Below are 15,683 nucleotides of genomic sequence, written 5' to 3'. Positions count from 1 at the left end.
TTAACTAGCCCAGCTATTATATAGCAAAGTACATAAAAGTATGACAATTACCGTAATAAAAAAACTATTTAAACGGTGTTGCTTTTTTTCTATGTGGCGCAGACGGTTTTTATACTGTTTAACTTCAACTTGTAAGCTATTGATTTTAGAGCGTTGATATTCAATTTTTTCTAAAAGTGGTGCAATACGTTTCTTTGAAGCAACAACTTCGCTGTCAGGTTCTGAACGAAATAACCATTTTTTCCAGTCAGAAGCGAGTTTAGGAAGTGCCAGTTGGGTGAGTAGATCTCGGAATGGATCTTTAAGGCTGTCATGTCCGTACATGCGAATTCCACGCACACTTTTTTTATGACCCAAGACTAAAGTTTGAACATAACCAAAGACAGTGCCACTAATTTCAAGGTCAACAGGTGAGTCAGGGGCTTGGATGTCGAACAAAATCCCTTTGTGAGTAAAACGCACATAAAAGTCAACATAGGGAATATAACAATTCACTTTGACTGTGAGTTGTTGGTCTATGAATTCTTTTGCATGTAATTGCACTACATCATCGTGTTTAAAAATGAAGCTATAAAAAGTTTCTAGTGCAATCATGCCAAAGTTCAACAATAACTTGGGCTGTTCTTGTGTTTGCTGAGATTCACTCATAAAGTCAAAATTCCTCAATGAAAATCTAAAGATTTCACTGATTGTCCTCGAACGATGAAAATGGTCGAAAAAATGAAGTAGTTTTGTAGAACAGTTTGGGGAAATGTTCAAGTCATATCTTTGTTATTATAACGTGATTATGCGCAAATCAGTTGTTGATATATAAAGAGAGGGGAAACTGCATGAGTAACAGAACAATAAAACAGCAAAATGAATCTGAGGACATGGCAGTTGAGCCGCAAGTGAAAAAAAATAAGCAGAATCAAAAAACTGCTTTGGATTTTCGCAAGTATACCCAACAAATTTGGTTGGCAGGATTAGGTGCATTTTCACGTGCTGAAGAAGAAGGCAATAAATTCTTTGACTCGCTAGTCAAAGTGGGCGAAGAACTCGAAGCCAAGACTTTGGATTTTGCAGATCAAACTGTGACTAAAGTGACAGATAAAGCTTTAGAATCGGTTTATGAAACCAAAGACAAAGTCGAAAAAATACTAGATCAGAGTGTTAACACCTCACTTAATCGCTTGGGATTGGCATCGAGTAAAGACATTCAGCATCTCGAACAATTGATTCTATTACTGCACAGTAAAGTTGATACGTTAATTGAAGAAAATCATGAGTTGCGACAGCAGCTTTCGCAAAGCTCTCAATAAATGTGCATTTTCATGGTTTTTTGCAGGGAAAACCTTATAAAAGCATTTGATGAGTATTGCCTTTTCACCTCAAGCATTGCTATAAAGGCGGTATGGTTATATACGAAAGCCTTGGATCTTAAACAACCAAATTAAGAGGACGTAATCTTCATGAATAAATCAGAATTAATTGATGCGATTGCTACAAAAGGGGGATTGTCTAAAACTGATGCAGGAAAAGCATTGGATGCGACTATTGCTTCAATTTCTGAAGCGTTAAAAGCGGGTGACACAGTAACTTTGGTGGGCTTTGGTACATTTAGCGTCAAAGAGCGCAGTGCGCGTACAGGCCGTAACCCAAAAACTGGTGCAGAATTGCACATTGAAGCCAGTAAAGTACCTAGCTTTAAAGCAGGTAAAGGCTTGAAAGACGCTGTTGCATAAGATAAGACAGCCAATTAAACGCGCCTAAAGGCGCGTTTTTTATTGAATTGGCGAAATAAACAAGGCAAATCCGTTCATTCATTTATAGATTTCAGTTAAAATCGCACACAAATAAAATATTGGAATACTTATGGAATCGTTTCGTAAACTGATCAAAGGTTGGTTGGGCATCGCATTGCTGGTGTTATTCCTGACTCCTTTAGCGTTAGTAGGTATTGAAGGATATTTTAGTGGATCGAAAAAAACCGATGTAGCTAAAACAATAAATGGTCAAGACATTACAAATAAAGATCTTGATGATTTGGTTAAGGCTTATCAACAGCAATATTTGCAATATGTTCAAGGTGATGCATCTTTACTCAATATGGATGCGATTCGTAATAATGCACTAGATACCCTAATTGCTCGTCAGTTACTGCTTCAACAAGCACAAAAAATTGGCTTGAATCTAAGTGATGCGCAGTTTGTGACCATGTTGTCACAAGTACCTGAATTTCAAGTCAATGGTAAATTTAGTGATGAAGCTTTTGGTCGTTATTTGCGTAGCAGTGGCATGACCAAGGAAGCCTTGATTGCAAATTTGCGTAAAGATCAGGCATTAAAAATGCTTTCAGGAACGATTTCTAATTACACATTACTCGACAAGAGCGATATTCAGCGTTTGGCAACAATTCAAACTGAACAGCGTGAGATTTATTTGGCGAGCGTTAAACTAGATGAATATAAAAAAGGGTTAACTGCAAGCAGTCAGGAAATTGCAGACTATTACAATAAACACAAAAGCAGTTTCAAACAAAATGCGAGTGTTGATGTTGATTATGTTGTGTTAACATCAGCCATGATGAATACATCGACTGCTGCACCAACAGATGCTGAAATTCAGCAGGCATATAGCAAATATGTAGTAACTCAGAAAAAAAATGTGGCAAAAGAAGTTCGCCATATTTTAATTAGCCATGATAATCGTGGTGATGCTGCTGCGTTGAAACTTGCAAATGATATTGAAGCAAAAATTAAAGCGGGTATGTCATTTGCAGATGCTGCAAAACAGTATTCTGAAGACCCAACATCGAAAGATAAAGGCGGTTTACTGGATGGCTATAAAGCAGGTACGTTAGGCTCAAAAGAGTTTGATGGTGCTGTTGCTACTTTGGCAGATGACCAAGTTTCACAGCCAGTAAAAACAACTTTTGGTTATCACATTATTGAAGTGAAAACACCAAATGCAAAAATTGCATCGCTTGATGCGATGAAATCACAATTGGTTGCAGATATTGAGAAAAGTAAAAAAGCCAATGCGTTTAGTGATGCTGTCAATAAATTAAATGATACTGTCATTAGCAATGATGCTTTGGATGTTGTGACCCAGCAAGTAAAAGCTGCCAAAGTACAATCTGCAAAAGCAGTGACTGTTTGGACCAGAGATCCGTACTTAAGTGATACATCTGTAAAAAGCAAACTCTTTAATGATGATGTGAAAAATGGTGATCGTAATGCATCAAGTAGCATTCAGTTAGCAAATGGTAGTGTAGTTTGGGTTAAAGTGCGCAACTATTATGCTCCAGGCACACAATCTTTAGCTCAGGCAACCGCTGCGATTCGTGCAAAAGTGCTTGATCAAAAAGCTGAAGTTGTCGCAAAACAGCATTTGGCAGCGACATTCAATGGTTTTAAAACACAACCTGCTGCACAAGTATTGGCGCAATCAAGCATTAAGTTTCAGAAAGCAGGCGTGTTCCCGCGTCAAGGCTTGAAGAAAGAAGTATCTAACATTGCATTTACGCTACCAACACCAAAAGAAGGCATGTGGTCTGTTGCAACTACAACTTTACCAAATGAGATGATAGTGATTGCAGTGTCTAAGGTTGTGCCAATGGATATGAAAGCCATTAGTGCAGAACAAATGCAACAATTGCAAAATTGGTATCAACAGAGCCGTAGTGAGCAAGAGCTTGCGGATTATGTTGAATATTTAAAGTCCAAAGCAAAAATCAAATAAAATAAAAAAAGCGCTTCGGCGCTTTTTTTATTGAGATGAAATTTATAAACAATTGGCAGGTTTAGGTACACCCGCAAGACGACTGAGATGACGAGCGACTAAACCTGTATTGAATTGTTGTTGCAATACAGCATTATTAATCTCTGGGCTGACGCTTTTCATCAAATATTTGATCAGAGGGCGGGTTGCTGGTGAGTGTCCAAATTGCTGATAAAATTGGCGAACTGCATGTAAAATTTCAAAATGCCATGCAGTAAGTTGAATGTCTAGACTGTTTGCAAGTTCTTGAGCAATATCCTCATTCCAAATTCGATAATCTAGCAAATGGCCATCTTGGTCGAGTTGTAAAGTCATATTTTTCTCAATTATTTCAAGCTGATGCAGCGTGTATGTTGCAATAATAAAGTAGTAAACTCTGAATAATCAATGATATTCAAACTGGTAGAATTTGCTTCGGGTAAGATGTCTGCATCGGCTTTAAGCATATAGCATGTATAAAGTTTTAAGGCAGGTTTAGCATACAGTAAAACGGATTCTGCCATTAACACAACATGATCTTGTGGGGTTGCCATTTGTTGCAGCTGTGCGAGCAATGACGTTGCTTTACTATAATCGCCCTGAATTAAAAAGAGTGTTGAATTTGACATGATATTTACCAGTAAAGCACGTGTTCAAAATTTTGTAGAAATTCTGGATTGAGTTCAATAAACTCAATTTCATGTTGACTTTGTTTCACAAAAGCATGCTGCTGTTGCTGACGTTCCACATAAATCGGCGTGAGGTCATAAAACTCAAAACTATCTACCATGTTTGAGCCGAGTTTGAAGGCATGTGTCGATGGATTAAAAACCAAATCATTTTTGAGTAGGCTTAATGCCGCATCTTTAAATAAGACTTTGACCTGACAGCCAAATGTTGCTAGTACCATCGTTGCAGACAAGCTTTCATTGCTTTGTGCTTGCATTAGATTGGCTTGAGTTAAAATAACAAGAACAGTTTTCACAGAACTACCTTTTAAAAACAACAAAACACACGTGCAAAGCTTCTAGAATTGAACTAAACGAGTGGTGTTTTGAACAGCATCGGCGAATTCCCCTAGACCAACCAGCTCAAAGCCTGATGCGAGGTTAAATTGTGTTAATTGGTGGCGTTCGGCATTTTCTTGATCAGTAATGCCCCTAGCTAACGCTGCACTGACACAAACAGGTAAACGAATACCGAGTTTTTGCCATTCCTGTGTCAATTGGCGCTGGTCATCAGGATACCAGTTCAGGGTGTTTGCCACCATAACCCCATCCTGATAGAAAAAAACCCGAAAACTTTGATTTGTAGCTTGGAGTGCTTGCACTGTGCCTAGTGCATGCCAAGCCAAAACAGAATGTGGAGAAGCGGTGACAAGAATTAGGGTGCTCATAACAAATCACTTTACAAAGAATATGGCTATGCACTCGCGTGGACTTTGAATGGTAAACCATGAAAAATGAACAATAGGTAAGTATACAATGATTTTAATTACAGGTGGTTTAGGTTTTATAGGTTCGCATATTGCATTGCACTTATTGTCTAAAGGGCAACAAGTTGTGTTGGTTGATAATTTAGTCAATAGTCATCCGCATACCTTAGACCGTTTGCAATATATCGCAGGGCAATATATTCCATTTTTACAGGTTGATGTGCGTAATACACCTGCATTAACCAAATTTGTAGAACAGTACCCGATTGATGTGGTGATTCATTGTGCAGGATTTAAATCAGTACAGGAATCAGCCTTGAAACCGATTGAGTATTATAACAATAATTTGAGTGCTTTAATGAGCATCGTACGTATGATGCAACGGATCGGTTGTCGAAATTTTGTGCATTTATCGAGCCTGATGGTTTATGGATGTTCTGAAACGAAGCTTTCAGAAACTGCACCGTTGAACTATCACTGTGCTAATCCTTACGTACAGTCACAGCAAATGATGGAAAAAATTCTTGCTGATGTATTTCAGCACGACAATGAATGGAATATGGCTATATTACGTCTTGCCAATGTTGCTGGTGCATTTGAACAGGGTTTTTGGGGAGAATTTGTCCCTAAATTACCAAAGAGTATTATGGGATTGTTGATGCAAGCTGCGAATCATGAGCGCGAAGGTATAGAGTTATATCAGGCTGCCAAAACTCAGGATCATACGGTTGAGCGCAGTTTTGTACATATTTTGGATGTCTGTGATGCTTTGGAAAAAACACTGGAATGGTTGGGAAAACAACAACACTGCTATGAGGTGTTCAATATTGCCAGAGAAGATGTGGTAAGTATTGCACAGTTGATTCACACCACAGAAGAAGTTACAGGTACTAAAATCCCAATGCTGAATGTTGCACATCATTTAAATCAAAGTGTATTAGATCAGATTGGTGCAGATGTAACTAAAGCAAGGCAAGAGTTAGCTTGGACTGCGCAACGGACAGTCGCACAGATGCTACAGGATCAGTGGCGATTTTATCGTGGCGCATAATTATAAGAAAATGATAATTATTTACTAAAACCTTTTAGCTTAGTATGATGCTTAAGGTGATAATGTAAATCATTAGATATAAGTAAACGATAAAAACTAGAGCTAGAGGAAGGTTATGAAAATACGTATTGAACATGACACTATGGGTGAAGTTGAAGTCCCAAATGATGCGTTGTGGGGAGCGCAAACCCAGCGCAGCTTACAAAACTTTAAAATTGGTCAAGAGCGTTTACCTCGCGCCATGATTCGTGGCATGGGGCTGGTCAAGAAGGCAGCTGCATTAACCAATGCGGAGTTGAAACAGATTTCACAAGAACTGGCAAATTATATTGTCGATGCGGCTGAAGAAGTCATTGCGGGGCAGTGGGATGCACAATTTCCACTGGTAGTTTGGCAAACAGGTTCGGGTACGCAAAGTAACATGAACTGTAATGAAGTGATTGCCAATATTGCTAACCAAAAACTAGGCAACCCTTTGGGTTCACAAAAGCCTGTCCATCCGAATGATCACGTGAACCGCGCACAATCGACCAATGACTCATTTCCAACTGCGATTCATGTTGCAGCGAGTGTGCAAATTAATGAACTGCTGATTCCTGCGGTGAAACGCCTTCGTGATACCTTGCAGCAAAAGTCAGATGAATTTCAGCAAATTGTCAAAATTGGCCGAACACATTTACAAGATGCAACACCGTTGACATTAGGGCAAGAATTTAGCGGTTATGTCTCACAGCTTGATCATGGTTTAAAGCGCCTGAATCAAGCCCTTGAAGGCTTGTATGAGCTGCCATTGGGTGGGACGGCTGTGGGTACAGGGTTAAATGCCCATCCAGACTATGCCGTGAAAGCTGCACAACAACTGGCACAACTGACTGGCTTGCCTTTTGTTACTGCACCAAACAAATTCGAAGCATTGGCTGGGCGTGATGCTGCGGTATTTGCATCGGGTGCATTGAAAACCCTTGCAATCAGCCTAAATAAAATCGCAAATGATATTCGCTGGTTAGCCAGTGGCCCACGTTGCGGATTTGGTGAGTTACGTATCCCTGAAAATGAGCCAGGCTCAAGCATTATGCCAGGGAAAGTCAATCCGACACAGAGTGAAGCCATGACCATGGTGGTTGCTCAGGTCTTGGGAAATGACACCACGATTAATATTGCGGGTGCGTCAGGTAACTTTGAGTTGAATGTGTTTATGCCTGTGATTGCATTTAATTTATTGCAGTCGATTCAATTGCTTGGTGATGTATGTAATAGCTTTAATGATCATTGTGCTGTGGGAATTGAGCCAAACCGCGAAAAAATTGACCACTTTTTACATAATTCTTTAATGCTGGTGACTGCACTTAATCCTGTGATTGGTTATGAAAATGCGGCGAAAGTGGCAAAAACAGCTTATAAAGAAAATAAAACCTTAAAACAGGTCGCTGTAGAGCTTAATCTGGTAACCCCTGAGCAGTTTGATGAAGTGGTGCGCCCTGAAAAAATGGTTGCACCGAATGTGAAATAATAGACATGTCTGAGCATCAGCAGTTTGTATTGGCGTGAGTTATGCGTACAATATAGCGCTCTATATTTACTGCTGATGATCTTTTTTATGCTCGATATATATTTAACCGATACGCAACAACACGTTCAGTTTCAAGATTATCCGGGTGATCATCCTGTCAAATTTATTCTCAATTTTAAAAAGATTTTTCCAAGTGTGATGGAGCTGTTACTTCCTGTTCTACCTTCAGACGATAATTTGGAAGAGATGACTTGGGAAGCATCATCTCAAGATTTTGAAATTTTCAAATTGTTGTTGGGGGGCTGGGGGCTAGTTGAACTACGTTTAACTGCAGTGGCACAGTATAAAGACCGTGCTTATGCTGACCAGTTTGTTAAAAAAGCACAGGCAAAGCGTAAAGAGCATGGTAAGAAAAATGCAAAATTGTCGAATGTTGAACTCGATTATTTGTTCTTGCAGGATTTACATGCCCTGATTGATGCAGACTTGGTGGAAATTGGTGAAAAATTCTATCTACCAACATTGCGTGAACACTGGAAAGGTCGTGTGTCTGATGCTATTTTAAATGGCACAATATAAATGCTTAAATAAAACCCTAAGTAGACTGGCATTTGAAAAACAAAAACCTGTTAAAATTTAACAGGTTTTTTATAAGTTGGATGAATATTTGAATTGATTTAACGGGTTCTATAGGTAATTTTACGTTTGCTTTTGATGATTAAGAGCAACTTTATCTGGACTGACTACCATCCATACGGCGATACAAACAATGATCGCACCAAAAATAAAACCTTTGGTCATTGTTTCACCTAATATGAGATATCCCCATAACACACCAAAAGGTGGAATCATAAATGTCACAGTTAAAGAACGTAGCGGGCCAATATCAGCAATGAGTTTGAAATAAAGAATATAGGCAAAAGCCGTACACACTAGACCAACGGCCATGACACTTGCCCATACATTGCCTTGTAGCCAATGAATGCTAGGGCCTGTTGTCATAGACCAAATGAAAAATGGAAACAGAAAGAGTACAGCTCCGAGCTGACTGCCAAAAGCGACTATTTTAGGATCTAAACCGCCTCGATTTGAAATCCAGCGCCGTGTTAAAAAGCCAGCAATTGCATAACAACTTGTGGCAATAAGACATGCTGTAATTCCCGCAATTGTTCCTTGAGAGGTGTTGGCTTTTCCAACTGTTGTAATGGCTATAATTCCGAAGAGACCAAGAAATACCCCGATCCATTTTTTCAAAGACAGGTGTTCGCCGAAAAAGCTAAATCCAAAAATTGCACCCATAAGCGGTGTAGTTGCATTTAAAATTGCAGAATAACCTGCTGGTAGCCATTTTGCGGCTAAACAATACATTAAAAAAGGCAAACCAGAATTAATCATGCCTAAGATGAGTGTAGATTTAAATTTACCTTCAAATTGAAATGAAGATTTGAATATAAATAAAATGATAGCAAGCCCTGAAAATCCAAATACGACTCTTAAAAAAGCCGTATTGATTGCGCCAAATTCAGGAGCCGCTATTCGCATAAAAAGAAAGCTAGCCCCCCATATTGCTGCAAGAAACAATAATTTTATGTAATCGGATGAACGCATATAATCAGCCACTCCTTGTCATGCGTAATCATTTGATATGATTTAAATCTGATTGTACGTAATCTTTTATAGATTGATATCCAAATCTTGCTCAGTTTAGTGGCTGATGGCATCGGATAAATGGTTGGAGTTATGACTCCGAATGACCAATCAGATAGCAATAAAAAAAGCCGTGAATTTCACGGCTTTTTTGCTGATGCATCAATCTTTGCTTTAAGCTCCAGCTTTTGCTTTATGCGCTTTTAGCGTTGCATCTAATTTTTCTTTGTCTAACGCTTTGTCCCAACGTGCCACAACGATTGTTGCACATGCATTACCAATAAGATTGGTCAGTGCACGACATTCAGACATGAAACGGTCGATACCTAAAATAAGCGCCATCCCTGCAACAGGAACATCTGGAACGACAGATAAAGTTGCTGCAAGTGTAATAAAACCTGCACCAGTTACGCCTGCCGCGCCTTTAGAGCTGATCATGGCAACGAGTAGTAGGGTCAACTGCTGGCCGATGGTTAAGTCAATGTTACATGCCTGAGCAATAAACAATGCTGCCATCGTCATATAGATGTTTGTACCATCTAGGTTAAACGAGTAACCTGTTGGAATAACAAGACCTACAACAGATTTTTCACAACCTGCTTCTTCCATTTTTTCCATGAGTGATGGTAGTGCAGCTTCTGAAGAGCTTGTTCCTAGAACTAACCAGAGTTCTTCTTTAATGTAACGAACCAAGTCAATAATTGAGAAACCGTTGTATTTTGCAACAGCACCTAAAATAATCACGACAAACAATACAGCTGTAATGTAGAAAGTGAGAATTAATAATGCCAAGTTACCAATAGAACCAATACCATATTTACCAATTGTAAATGCCATTGCACCAAACGCACCAATTGGTGCAAGTTTCATGAGCATGCCTACAAGTTTAAATACAGGAGTAGTCAGGTTATTTAAGAAATCAATAATTGGTTTAGAGTGTTCGCTGGTTGTTGCAAGTGCAATACCAAACAATACTGCAACAAAAAGAACTTGTAAGATATCGCCGCCAACAAGTGGACTAACCAATGTTTTTGGAACGATATTCATCAAGAAACCAACGACAGTCGAGTCGTGCGCTTTCTCAACATATTCGGAAACTTTATCGCCGTGTAAAGTTGCAGGGTCGATATTTAAGCCGTGACCAGGTTGGATCACATTGGCAACCACCATCCCAACAAATAACGCTAAAGTTGAGAATGTGACAAAATAAAGCATCGCTTTACCTGTTACACGTCCAACACTTCCCATGTTGTTCATGCTAGCAATACCCGTGACTACTGTTAAGAAAATAACGGGTGCGATGATCATTTTTACAATATTAATAAAAGCATCACCTAAAGGTTTTAAGCTTTCACCAACGCTTGGGAAGAAATGACCTAATAAGATACCTATGGCAATTGCGAAGATTACTTGAACATAAAGTATTTGGTAAAACTTCGGCTTGTCCCCTGGAGTTTTGGGTTGATGTGCGTGAATGTCCATTAATATAAAATCCTATAGATATTCCAAAAAAGTGGGTGCCAATTTTGTGGTTTACTTGCAAAACGAATTTTACTTTAAAAAAATATTTGAAGTTAAAATGTAGCTATAAAATTTGGAAATGATGAAATTAAATAAATAACTCAAATAAATAAAAGAAATTTATTGATTTTTCATAAAATTAAATAAAAACAATATCTTAATTATATTGGTTGGGTTTTGTTAGTCGAGAAAACGATTTTTAATTCTGAAACCCGACCAAATCAATAAGTTATACTTTAGTCGAATAGAATATTTTTTATACAAAATTTTTAAGAAAAATTACATTGAACTTTTAAATTTTCATTTGAAAATTTAGATGAGATTGTTAAGTTTTTCTTGAGATATTTGGTCTGAATTGACAATAAATAAGCGGAAATTGTGGAATTTGGGGTGAATTCTTTTAAATTAAATAATGAATCTGATTATTATGTATGCAAAAAATGCATTAATATGGTGCAAAAAATGCATCCATCCCGTAAGAAATTCTTAAGTATATTGATGAGTAGCCATGATGGGTTTGTATTTATTTATGAAATGATCTAAGGTCAAAATACAGGAAAATATTGCAGTTCTAATGTACTGAAATTTACTTTTAGGCATTAAATTTGCTTCAAAAGAAACTATAATGATGAAAATATTATCATCATGACCCATGATTTGAACTTAAGGAATAGGATAAATGAAATCACGTGCGGCAGTTGCATTTGGACCAGGTCAGCCCTTAAAAATTGTAGAGGTTGATGTTGCACCACCAAAAGCAGGAGAAGTTCTGGTTAAAATTACCCATACTGGTGTTTGCCATACCGATGCATTTACTCTCTCGGGAGATGACCCTGAAGGAATATTCCCTGCTATTTTAGGGCATGAAGGTGCGGGTATCGTGGTTGAGGTAGGTGAGGGCGTAACCAGTGTTCAACCAGGTGATCACGTTATTCCTTTATATACCGCAGAATGTGGTGAATGTTTATTTTGTAAATCAGGCAAGACCAATTTGTGTGTTGCAGTACGCGCAACGCAAGGAAAAGGGGTTATGCCAGATGGTACAACACGCTTTTCTTATAATGGCGAGCCAATTTATCACTACATGGGTTGTTCAACATTTAGTGAATATACCGTTGTGGCTGAGGTATCGTTGGCAAAAATTAACCCTGAAGCGAACCCCGAGCAAGTGTGTCTGTTAGGTTGTGGTGTGACAACAGGTATTGGTGCGGTACACAACACGGCCAAAGTTCAAGAAGGTGACAGCGTTGCAGTTTTTGGACTAGGGGGAATTGGCTTAGCTGTGGTTCAGGGTGCGCGTCAAGCTAAAGCAGGACGTATTATCGTTGTAGATACCAATCCAGAAAAATTCAAGCTTGCAGAACAATTCGGTGCGACCGATTTTGTCAATCCAAAAGATTACGATCAACCTATTCAGCAGGTGATTGTGGAAATGACAGGCTGGGGAGTTGATCACTCTTTTGAATGTATTGGCAATGTGAATATTATGCGTTCGGCTTTAGAGTGTGCACACCGCGGTTGGGGACAATCCATTATTATTGGTGTGGCAGGTGCAGGTCAGGAAATTTCAACTCGTCCATTTCAGTTGGTCACAGGTCGTAAATGGATGGGTACAGCATTTGGAGGCGTAAAAGGACGCTCACAATTACCAGGTATGGTTGAAGATGCAATGAAAGGTGAAATTCAACTTGAACCTTTTGTGACACATACCATGCCACTTGAAAAAATCAATGAAGCTTTTGATTTGATGCATGAAGGCAAATCAATTCGTAGTGTGGTTCACTACTAAAATTAACTTGAGTTCGATATGAAATGTGTAGGCATAATCAAACATGCAAAAACGTCAGTTGCATGTTTGAGCTTAGGGCTACATTTTTAAGATATTGTATTTTCAATATATGAAAAAGATGATGGTATTGACCGATATCTTGAATATTTTGACTAAAAAACTGTCACCGAACTCAGGTTAAAAAAATTCTAATGATAAAAAAACCTCAGCTTGTCTGAGGTTTTTTCTGTTTATGATCGCAGAAAGGGGGTAACCATTTTTCGAATATTGGTTTGTGCATCTAAAACAGTCATAAACGTATATGCACCAATGAACTTACGGCTAATAAACATAAACTCTTTAGGGGGAACACTAAAATAACGTGAGGCCATTGATTTGCTAGCGCGTTGCATGACACGGCTATGTAGTTGACTGGCTTTCCAGTTATAGCGGTTTTGTTCGTCCATCACACCTTCTGGAAGGTCTGAGTTGTTTTGTAAACTGCTAAATGGTTCGGTAGCCAGCAAAAATACTTTTGCCATGTCTGGCTTAATACTGATGGGAATATTGTTAAAGAAATCATAGCCCGTCATGGCATTTACCATTTGTTCGAGGTTGTGCTGATAACCTGCGCTAATCAGATTATGTGCTACATCGAGTAGGTTCTGATCAAACTGGCGAATGGCACCAAAATCTAAAAGTACAATTTGGTCGGGTATATCTTGTCCATTGCCTAAGCGAACAAGGTAATTACCAAAATTAGGGTCAGTTTGCATTTCACCCCATTCAAATAGTTCACGAATGGCAATTTCAAGAGAGGCTTCACCAAGCTGATTACGGCGCTCTTGCGGTAATGAAAGCATAGCAGGGCTATTTACTGGAATACCTTCTTCAAAGGTCATGCAAAGAATCTGTTTGGTACAATAACGATCAATGATTTTAGGTACAATATAACGCGTGTCATGTTTTAGATATTGGGCAAAACGGTGGGTTGTTGCCGCTTCAACATCGTAGCTCACTTCTCGATGCATCATTTCACGGACTTCTTCAAACCATTGATCAAATTCACGAGTTTGAGGCACCATATTAGTCAGTCGAATCATGCTTCTAAATAGATTCATATCTGAATCAATGGCATTGGCAACACCTGGATATTGTATTTTGAGTGCAATATCTAAACCGTCAGATTTTCTTTTGGCGCGATGCACTTGTGCCAAGGATGCTGTACCAATCGGTTCAGGATTGATTTCTAGTTCATAATATTTTTCACCCAGCTCATTTTTTAAATGAGGTTGAATTGCACTCCATTCCAGTGCCATCGTTTGATTATTTAACGTGCTTAAGGCCTGAGTGATTTCGTCAGGGAGAAAGTGCTCACCGTAGAGCGCCATCATTTGCCCAATTTTAACAATTGAGCCTTTGAGTTTGCCAATTTCAGAAACTAAATAGTCTGCTTGTTCTTTCAGCGCCTTTTTGCGCTTACGTTCTTTTTCTTCATCACTTGAAAATATAGTGGTGGCATTCGATGTTGCCCAGCGCGTACCTGCCAATAAGGATGCTTTTACAATGGATAAACGTCGATCTATAGAAGATGTTTTTAAATTCTTTAACTTATCTTTCTGATCTGACATTGAACACAATCCTTAAGAGAAGGGAAATTTGAGCATAAGTGGTTTATTGTAACGAAAAAAAAGCTTTTCGTGCGTATTAAAACAGTTCAATGTCGAGATTCTTGTGGGATTTTACAGCGTTTTGTACTGTCGCTAAAAGTATGTGCATAATAATAGCTACAATAGAATCAATAAGTATTTGAGGAGAAAAATGTGAGCTATAAGCATAATAATCTGATGGCAATACGTAAACATTATTGGAATGATTCATCGACGCAAGTACAACAAGAAAAACAGGCATTGAAGCATTTCTTGGAGTGCCAACATATTTTTCCTGACATGCAAGAAGAAGATTTAAAATATTTTTTCTTTAGCTTGCCAAGTCAAGTTATTGTAAAAGGTTATGCACTGGGTTTTACGCATGAGCGGGTGAAAGATATGCTGCTTCAGCATATTACAGAAAATAAAACACGCCTTGAAAAACGTGAGTTATTTAAAGTGAAATACAGAATGTAATGATTGAACATCGTCGATGTTAGTTGAATACTTGCGATCAAGTTAATGCGACAGGTTTTTGAAAATATGCTGCAATTGCGCCAGTAGTTTCTCAATTTGTAATGGTGTTAGTCCTGTGAATGCCTCTTCTAGCACAACGCCCGTTAGGTCATTAATTTTTTTAAGCATATCGTGTCCTTTTTCAGTAAGCACAACACGAGTAATGCGAGCATCTTCAGGGCATGAATGGGTATCAACATAACCTTCGTCTTTGAGGCGATAAACGAGTTTTGTTGTTGTTGACATTTTTGATATGAGGATTTCTGATAACTCAGAAACACTGGCATTTTGTTTGGTTAATAATGCAGCCAATACACGGCGACGAGAGTTATCCATTCCATACTTTTTGAGGACGTGATCGACATTTTCGACATACTTTTGGTGAATTTGGGTGATCCAGTAAAATGGAAAGTTGCTGGTCTGAATATTATCCGAAGCGGGTAAATATTTTGCGTATTTTTTGCTCATGTGTTGCCAGCCTTTTTTTGTATTACTTATCATTATATTGTGAACAAAATCACGTAAAAAGTAAATATTATACAAAAATGTAAATTTTATCTTCTTCGAAAGAATACCTTATAAATAAGAGTAATAGATCTCTTTTATCAATCCTTTTGTTATCTTCTTATGGTAGAAATACAAATGGGATATAAAATATGATGAAAGAACTTTAATCGTTTCAGAAATTGATTTTAGGTATGGCTGATGGTGCAATTGGGTATCACGCCAAAAACTTTATGATTTATGAAATGGTATTTTACGAAAATACTTCTTTAATTATGAGTTTTAGCATTCAGCTCTATAAAACAGGTCAGGAAAGTGTTTTCCTGACCTTGATGTGATTT

The 15,683-nt window shown here is 38.3% G+C and carries 18 protein-coding genes; 9 read left to right on the top strand and 9 right to left on the bottom strand.

The features are described from left to right. Positions 1–648 carry a hypothetical protein gene (locus E0H77_RS11475; protein ID WP_131315239.1) on the bottom strand — a complete coding sequence of 216 codons (648 nt, stop codon included), beginning with the start codon at positions 646–648 and terminating at the stop codon, positions 1–3. Positions 649–830: 182 nt separating this feature from the next. Between E0H77_RS11475 and E0H77_RS11470 the strand changes: the two genes are divergently transcribed. The 3 genes from E0H77_RS11470 (at position 831) to E0H77_RS11460 (ending at position 3,723) form a co-directional block, all read left to right on the top strand. Next, positions 831–1,301, top strand: a complete 471-nt coding sequence (locus E0H77_RS11470) for a phasin family protein (RefSeq protein ID WP_131315238.1) — start codon at positions 831–833, stop codon at positions 1,299–1,301. Between the two features lie 150 nt (positions 1,302–1,451). Then, on the top strand, positions 1,452–1,724 hold the full coding sequence (locus E0H77_RS11465) for an HU family DNA-binding protein (protein ID WP_004751847.1): 273 nt from the start codon (positions 1,452–1,454) through the stop codon (positions 1,722–1,724). 130 nt (positions 1,725–1,854) lie between these two features. Continuing rightward, positions 1,855–3,723, top strand: coding sequence for a SurA N-terminal domain-containing protein (locus E0H77_RS11460; RefSeq protein WP_131378117.1), 1,869 nt, complete (start codon positions 1,855–1,857; stop codon positions 3,721–3,723). A gap of 42 nt (positions 3,724–3,765) precedes the next feature. Here the strand turns inward: E0H77_RS11460 and E0H77_RS11455 are convergent, their stop codons facing one another. The 4 genes from E0H77_RS11455 to tusD are packed head-to-tail and all read right to left on the bottom strand — an operon-like array spanning position 3,766 to position 5,137. After that, positions 3,766–4,077 (bottom strand): TusE/DsrC/DsvC family sulfur relay protein, encoded by a 312-nt coding sequence (locus E0H77_RS11455; protein WP_131378115.1) that lies wholly within the window; start codon positions 4,075–4,077, stop codon positions 3,766–3,768. Positions 4,078–4,088: 11 nt separating this feature from the next. Beyond that, entirely contained in the window at positions 4,089–4,370 is a 282-nt protein-coding gene (locus tag E0H77_RS11450; protein ID WP_131378113.1) for a DsrH/TusB family sulfur metabolism protein, read from the bottom strand. Positions 4,371–4,375: 5 nt separating this feature from the next. Further along, positions 4,376–4,726 (bottom strand): hypothetical protein, encoded by a 351-nt coding sequence (locus E0H77_RS11445; protein WP_131315235.1) that lies wholly within the window; start codon positions 4,724–4,726, stop codon positions 4,376–4,378. A 42-nt stretch (positions 4,727–4,768) separates the two neighbouring features. Beyond that, complete coding sequence (gene tusD / locus E0H77_RS11440) at positions 4,769–5,137, bottom strand: sulfurtransferase complex subunit TusD (protein ID WP_131315234.1); 369 nt, start codon at positions 5,135–5,137, stop codon at positions 4,769–4,771. Between the two features lie 88 nt (positions 5,138–5,225). On the opposite strand from tusD, the gene E0H77_RS11435 reads away from it, so the two are divergent. The 3 genes from E0H77_RS11435 (at position 5,226) to E0H77_RS11425 (ending at position 8,316) form a co-directional block, all read left to right on the top strand. Continuing rightward, complete coding sequence (locus tag E0H77_RS11435; protein WP_131378111.1) at positions 5,226–6,227, top strand: SDR family NAD(P)-dependent oxidoreductase; 1,002 nt, start codon at positions 5,226–5,228, stop codon at positions 6,225–6,227. A 115-nt stretch (positions 6,228–6,342) separates the two neighbouring features. Then, a complete protein-coding gene (gene fumC / locus E0H77_RS11430) occupies positions 6,343–7,737 on the top strand; it encodes a class II fumarate hydratase (protein WP_131378109.1) in 1,395 nt (464 codons plus the stop codon). Positions 7,738–7,824: 87 nt separating this feature from the next. Further along, positions 7,825–8,316, top strand: a complete 492-nt coding sequence (locus tag E0H77_RS11425; RefSeq protein ID WP_131378107.1) for a hypothetical protein — start codon at positions 7,825–7,827, stop codon at positions 8,314–8,316. 120 nt (positions 8,317–8,436) lie between these two features. On the opposite strand, the gene E0H77_RS11420 is transcribed toward E0H77_RS11425, so the two are convergent. Further along, a complete protein-coding gene (locus E0H77_RS11420) occupies positions 8,437–9,345 on the bottom strand; it encodes a DMT family transporter (protein ID WP_131378105.1) in 909 nt (302 codons plus the stop codon). A 213-nt stretch (positions 9,346–9,558) separates the two neighbouring features. After that, positions 9,559–10,866, bottom strand: a complete 1,308-nt coding sequence (locus tag E0H77_RS11415; RefSeq protein WP_131315229.1) for a dicarboxylate/amino acid:cation symporter — start codon at positions 10,864–10,866, stop codon at positions 9,559–9,561. 718 nt (positions 10,867–11,584) lie between these two features. On the opposite strand from E0H77_RS11415, the gene E0H77_RS11410 reads away from it, so the two are divergent. Next, the gene (locus E0H77_RS11410) at positions 11,585–12,694 is read left to right on the top strand and encodes an S-(hydroxymethyl)glutathione dehydrogenase/class III alcohol dehydrogenase (protein WP_131378103.1); all 1,110 of its coding nucleotides are present in this window, start codon (positions 11,585–11,587) and stop codon (positions 12,692–12,694) included. Between the two features lie 230 nt (positions 12,695–12,924). On the opposite strand, the gene E0H77_RS11405 is transcribed toward E0H77_RS11410, so the two are convergent. After that, positions 12,925–14,304 (bottom strand): ABC1 kinase family protein, encoded by a 1,380-nt coding sequence (locus E0H77_RS11405; protein WP_131378101.1) that lies wholly within the window; start codon positions 14,302–14,304, stop codon positions 12,925–12,927. 192 nt (positions 14,305–14,496) lie between these two features. Here E0H77_RS11405 and E0H77_RS11400 point away from each other — a divergent pair, with 192 nt between their 5' ends. Further along, on the top strand, positions 14,497–14,799 hold the full coding sequence (locus tag E0H77_RS11400) for a hypothetical protein (protein ID WP_131378099.1): 303 nt from the start codon (positions 14,497–14,499) through the stop codon (positions 14,797–14,799). Positions 14,800–14,841: 42 nt separating this feature from the next. On the opposite strand, the gene E0H77_RS11395 is transcribed toward E0H77_RS11400, so the two are convergent. Continuing rightward, positions 14,842–15,306, bottom strand: a complete 465-nt coding sequence (locus E0H77_RS11395) for a MarR family winged helix-turn-helix transcriptional regulator (protein ID WP_131315226.1) — start codon at positions 15,304–15,306, stop codon at positions 14,842–14,844. A gap of 230 nt (positions 15,307–15,536) precedes the next feature. Between E0H77_RS11395 and E0H77_RS13775 the strand changes: the two genes are divergently transcribed. After that, a complete protein-coding gene (locus tag E0H77_RS13775) occupies positions 15,537–15,680 on the top strand; it encodes a hypothetical protein (RefSeq protein WP_165491521.1) in 144 nt (47 codons plus the stop codon). Positions 15,681–15,683: the final 3 nt, after the last annotated feature.

It is taken from the genome of Acinetobacter brisouioides (assembly GCF_004331075.1).
Classification (GTDB): domain Bacteria; phylum Pseudomonadota; class Gammaproteobacteria; order Pseudomonadales; family Moraxellaceae; genus Acinetobacter.
Note: the sequence above shows the minus strand (reverse complement) of the source record. Positions and strands in the feature narration are given on the sequence as shown.

Bases quoted from the DNA above. Each gene is read 5' to 3' on its own strand.
- E0H77_RS11475 (WP_131315239.1), bottom strand. From the start codon at position 648: ATGAGTGAATCTCAGCAAACACAAGAACAGCCCAAGTTATTGTTGAAC.
- E0H77_RS11470 (WP_131315238.1), top strand. From the start codon at position 831: ATGAGTAACAGAACAATAAAACAGCAAAATGAATCTGAGGACATGGCA.
- E0H77_RS11465 (WP_004751847.1), top strand. From the start codon at position 1,452: ATGAATAAATCAGAATTAATTGATGCGATTGCTACAAAAGGGGGATTG.
- E0H77_RS11460 (WP_131378117.1), top strand. From the start codon at position 1,855: ATGGAATCGTTTCGTAAACTGATCAAAGGTTGGTTGGGCATCGCATTG.
- E0H77_RS11455 (WP_131378115.1), bottom strand. From the start codon at position 4,077: ATGACTTTACAACTCGACCAAGATGGCCATTTGCTAGATTATCGAATT.
- E0H77_RS11450 (WP_131378113.1), bottom strand. From the start codon at position 4,370: ATGTCAAATTCAACACTCTTTTTAATTCAGGGCGATTATAGTAAAGCA.
- tusD (WP_131315234.1), bottom strand. From the start codon at position 5,137: ATGAGCACCCTAATTCTTGTCACCGCTTCTCCACATTCTGTTTTGGCT.
- E0H77_RS11435 (WP_131378111.1), top strand. From the start codon at position 5,226: ATGATTTTAATTACAGGTGGTTTAGGTTTTATAGGTTCGCATATTGCA.
- fumC (WP_131378109.1), top strand. From the start codon at position 6,343: ATGAAAATACGTATTGAACATGACACTATGGGTGAAGTTGAAGTCCCA.
- E0H77_RS11425 (WP_131378107.1), top strand. From the start codon at position 7,825: ATGCTCGATATATATTTAACCGATACGCAACAACACGTTCAGTTTCAA.
- E0H77_RS11420 (WP_131378105.1), bottom strand. From the start codon at position 9,345: ATGCGTTCATCCGATTACATAAAATTATTGTTTCTTGCAGCAATATGG.
- E0H77_RS11415 (WP_131315229.1), bottom strand. From the start codon at position 10,866: ATGGACATTCACGCACATCAACCCAAAACTCCAGGGGACAAGCCGAAG.
- E0H77_RS11410 (WP_131378103.1), top strand. From the start codon at position 11,585: ATGAAATCACGTGCGGCAGTTGCATTTGGACCAGGTCAGCCCTTAAAA.
- E0H77_RS11405 (WP_131378101.1), bottom strand. From the start codon at position 14,304: ATGTCAGATCAGAAAGATAAGTTAAAGAATTTAAAAACATCTTCTATA.
- E0H77_RS11395 (WP_131315226.1), bottom strand. From the start codon at position 15,306: ATGAGCAAAAAATACGCAAAATATTTACCCGCTTCGGATAATATTCAG.
- E0H77_RS13775 (WP_165491521.1), top strand. From the start codon at position 15,537: ATGGCTGATGGTGCAATTGGGTATCACGCCAAAAACTTTATGATTTAT.